Raw genomic sequence first — 3,604 nt, 5'->3', positions numbered from 1 at the left:
ACCTTTCTTTGTTCCTTAGTATACCTGTACTAAATTTAGATGCGTTTGCCCTGGGGCAAACCTCAGTAATCTTCTCCCAAAGTTTCACCAATCCCTTCAATTACCAATTAAATATATGCAACCCACAATCACGATACCCAAAGGCTGGGAGTATCCGCGTTTTACCTTTGATGAACGCACACAGCAGGGAATTATCGTTGGGCTTGAGTATTACCCCGCTGATAGCCAATTAGCCCACGAATACGGTCAAGGCTGGCGATACTCTGTGATGCCTAACAAAAACTTCCAAGAAGTCCGCCATTATTTTGACGACCAAATCCAGACGCTTTCTGTTGCAGAGATACAGGCACAACTAATGGCTGAAATTGACGCTCATCAGCAGCAGATAGCGGTACTTCAGCAGCAATTGACGGCAATTGGAGGTAGAGCAGATGGCTAAAGTTGTTGACAATTACGTAGAGCGGACAGCAGCCAGATTACTGCGTTTAGTCCGTAGTAGTGGTTCTATTCCCCTACATCGCATTCAGTTTTCGCAAACCATCATTCAGTATTTATTAGACAAAAGACTGGTGCAAATCAAAAACACTGGACACGGCTTTTTGTTATCGATCATCGAAAGATTTTAGGTAAAGAATTCAGAAGCCAGAATAATTTTTCAGAAGTTTTTAGCCTCAATTCCATATCAATCTAATGCTGAATTCTGAATGCTGGCTCCTAAGTTCTTCCATATTCAACCCAATATTTAGGAGCAATCAAAAATGTCCCATCCCAATTTGCACACATTAATTGATGCGGCACAGTTAATTATCGAAGAGATAGCCAAACACCCCGATTTTGAAGCACTTGATTATCAGCCTGATTTAACAATTGGGGATGCTCAAACTGCACTGTCTTACTTAAAGTACGAGCTACAGAGCAATCAACAGCCTTCAATGACATCCGAAAGTTCTGTTTAGGAAAAAGGCAATTACCTGGATAAAGCTTTTATCCAAGCAATTGCAAATGCCTCGGAGTATATCTCGCTTAATGAATTTAATTGTTGCACACTCCATACATTGTCGAGTTCAGCATGAATACTGAAATAAAATTAGGTCTTTGCAATCCTCCAGAACCAATTTATTTATATGTCAAAAACGGTGAAATCAGTGGTGAATCATTCTTGTGGTATCACTATAACATCGACCAGGATAAAACCATACCCGTACAGCAGCGAGGATTAACGGGTTATTTATCAGAATTGCGTTTGACAGCGAAAGAATACAAGGGCAAGGACAACATGAAGTTAGATATTGTTGTCGCTGCGGATGAGATTTATATCATCAGAACAGGCATAGAAACTAACTTTGCGAAAACATTTCTTTTGTCTGCTTCCCTTATACAAGACTTCTCCAAACCCCTGATTATTGCAGTTACTAGTGGCGAAGAAAACGTGGTTTTCTGCCGACTATATGATGCTGCTACTAAAGTTAGAATTCGTCGGGAATGGAATGCGAATGCTGATTGGGGAGCAACCATTCACAACATTCAATGTTTTTTAGGCGGCACACAAATTCAGCCACAGTTACAAGGGGCAAAATCTGAAGCTGCCTGAAGAAAAGAGGACAAGGGGCAGGGGGCAGGGAGCAAGGGAGAGAATCTTTCCCCTGCCCCCTGCCCCCTGCACAAGAGCTTCTTTCCGGCTTCTTCTCATCAAATAACTACATAGGTTTATCCCATGAAACTCATCGTTACTGTAGTTGAAAGAATCACGAGTGAGGCTCACATCAATATTCCTGATGGGCTGAACGAGTTGGCAATCAAGCAGTACATAACAGACCGATACAACACCGGGGAAATGCTGACTGATTTGAATATTTTTCAGGTTGACTTTGAATCTATCAGCGCTCGGATTATTCACAAGCTCCAACAATCAGAATAAATCTCACTGTGAATATTCTCTCTAAATGAAATATCGGAGAGTTGTAAATGACTAGACAATTTACTGACTTAGAAAACTATAAGTGTCACGAAATCGCTAGTATCCTTTCGCTGAATCTATCAACTATTCGCTTGTGGGTACATCGAGGTTGGCTCAAGGCAAATAAACGCTATCCCAAACATTACGAAATTAGAGTTTGGCATCTCAAACAATTTTTAGAAAATCCACCGCAACAAATCAAAAAACGCATTGCGTCTCTTGACACCGAAGCCATTAATTATCTTTTGGGGAGAAAAGCGTAATGGAACCAATCACCGAGTTAGAAAGATGTTGGTATTTATCCCCGCCTTGGGGTGATCAAATTCCACCCGTTGAAATCAATTTGTTGGAGCGGGTTTATTTCAAGGCTAATAGAAGATTTGGTTATTGCTGTGGACTGCAATGGTATCAACAGCGTTGGGATTACGTTATCGATGTTGAAAACGACATTGTGCGCGCAACGAAACATGAAATTCTTGGCACTGGTCGAATAAAACCTACCACTGTGAAAAAACCATCTTTCGTGTTGGGCGATCGTGTACTGTTGCAATTTCCCAATCGTGGCACAAAGCAAAGGTTAATTCTGGGGGTTGAGCTAATCGAGAAGTCCTGGTTTTACAAAGTCGAATTGGCATCACCTGCTTTTCCTCTATCATCCACCATGACCAATCGATTCTCTTTAGTGCGGGAGGAGGATTTGGTGCGGGTGAATGTCTAAGTCATTCAACTAAAAGTTTGAACAAGAACAGGAGAATCAATCATGTTGACACATTTATGGCGAGACTCTGAAATTAATCAGATGCCCCAAGATGGCGAAATAGGTAATTACAACATACCCAAGGGTTACGTGAATGCAACCCAGATGTGCCATGCAAATAACAAGTCTTGGGGGCATTACAAAGAAAGGAAATCTACAAAAGCTTACTGGGCAGCACTTTCCAACGACATCGGAATCCCGATATCGTCTTTAATCATTGAAATTGATGGCTATGGCAGCTCTCAAGGAACTTGGATTCACCCAGAGATAGCGATTGATTTAGCGCAGTGGGTGTCTGTCGAGTTCCGCATTTGGGCCAACAGAACTGTAATGAAAGTAATAATCGCGGAGGCAGAACAACAACCAATTCCTCAACCACCTACCCCTGCACTTCCTCCAGTTGAGCAACGCTTGCAGACATTGGTGAACGCAATGAAAACTTTGGCTGACCTCACAGGGGGCAAACTCAACCCCTACATTGAGCAGCATTTCAAAGATTACGCCGCTAATCTTCTGGCTGAACACAACAGACAAGCTCTTTGCTCAACTTCTGAAAAATGGATGGGGGTTGTAAACTTCGCGGAGATTGAGCTTGGCAAGAAAGTTCCTTTGCACGGCTCTCATTACCGGGGTCATTTGGGGACATGGGTGAGAACATTTTACCCCCAGTTGGGATCTCGCCAAGAGAATCGTTTAGTTAACGGTACTCAACAATCAGTTTATATCTATGCTTGCCATGACCCAGTTGTTGCATCGGGGCTGACTAAAGCAATTGAAGAGTTTTTCGCACACCCAAACCCAACTGCGGCACTAAAGCAGGCGGGGGCTTTCACTAGCAAAAAGCAAATGACGTTGGTGAAAAAGTAAGAGCGATTGCTTAACGCGGGGAA

General features: G+C 42.5%; 7 protein-coding genes and 1 pseudogene. All 8 read left to right on the top strand.

The features are described 5' to 3' along the window. Positions 1 to 115: 115 nt before the first annotated feature. Positions 116 to 439 carry a hypothetical protein gene (locus tag AC5JL8_RS07120; RefSeq protein WP_495879084.1) on the top strand — a complete coding sequence of 108 codons (324 nt, stop codon included), beginning with the start codon at positions 116 to 118 and terminating at the stop codon, positions 437 to 439. Further along, positions 432 to 626 (top strand): hypothetical protein, encoded by a 195-nt coding sequence (locus AC5JL8_RS07115; protein WP_495879083.1) that lies wholly within the window; start codon positions 432 to 434, stop codon positions 624 to 626. The genes AC5JL8_RS07120 and AC5JL8_RS07115 overlap by 8 nt, the downstream gene beginning before the upstream one ends. Before the next feature lie 132 nt (positions 627 to 758). After that, the gene (locus tag AC5JL8_RS07110; RefSeq protein WP_495879082.1) at positions 759 to 956 is read left to right on the top strand and encodes a hypothetical protein; all 198 of its coding nucleotides are present in this window, start codon (positions 759 to 761) and stop codon (positions 954 to 956) included. Positions 957 to 1,069: 113 nt separating this feature from the next. Continuing rightward, positions 1,070 to 1,546: pseudogene (locus tag AC5JL8_RS07105) on the top strand (hypothetical protein); the annotation flags it as partial. A 168-nt stretch (positions 1,547 to 1,714) separates the two neighbouring features. Continuing rightward, positions 1,715 to 1,918, top strand: coding sequence for a hypothetical protein (locus tag AC5JL8_RS07100; RefSeq protein WP_495879081.1), 204 nt, complete (start codon positions 1,715 to 1,717; stop codon positions 1,916 to 1,918). A gap of 47 nt (positions 1,919 to 1,965) precedes the next feature. After that, entirely contained in the window at positions 1,966 to 2,220 is a 255-nt protein-coding gene (locus tag AC5JL8_RS07095; protein ID WP_495879080.1) for a MerR family transcriptional regulator, read from the top strand. After that, positions 2,220 to 2,675: a DUF1392 domain-containing protein gene (locus AC5JL8_RS07090; RefSeq protein WP_495879079.1), complete on the top strand. Its 456-nt coding sequence runs from the start codon at positions 2,220 to 2,222 to the stop codon at positions 2,673 to 2,675. The genes AC5JL8_RS07095 and AC5JL8_RS07090 overlap by 1 nt, the downstream gene beginning before the upstream one ends. A gap of 42 nt (positions 2,676 to 2,717) precedes the next feature. Continuing rightward, positions 2,718 to 3,581 carry a KilA-N domain-containing protein gene (locus AC5JL8_RS07085; protein ID WP_495879078.1) on the top strand — a complete coding sequence of 288 codons (864 nt, stop codon included), beginning with the start codon at positions 2,718 to 2,720 and terminating at the stop codon, positions 3,579 to 3,581. Positions 3,582 to 3,604 lie beyond the last annotated feature (23 nt).

The organism is Mojavia sp. (assembly GCF_059505145.1).
The sequence above is the reverse complement of the archived record's forward strand: the minus strand, read 5'-3'. Positions and strand labels throughout refer to the sequence as shown.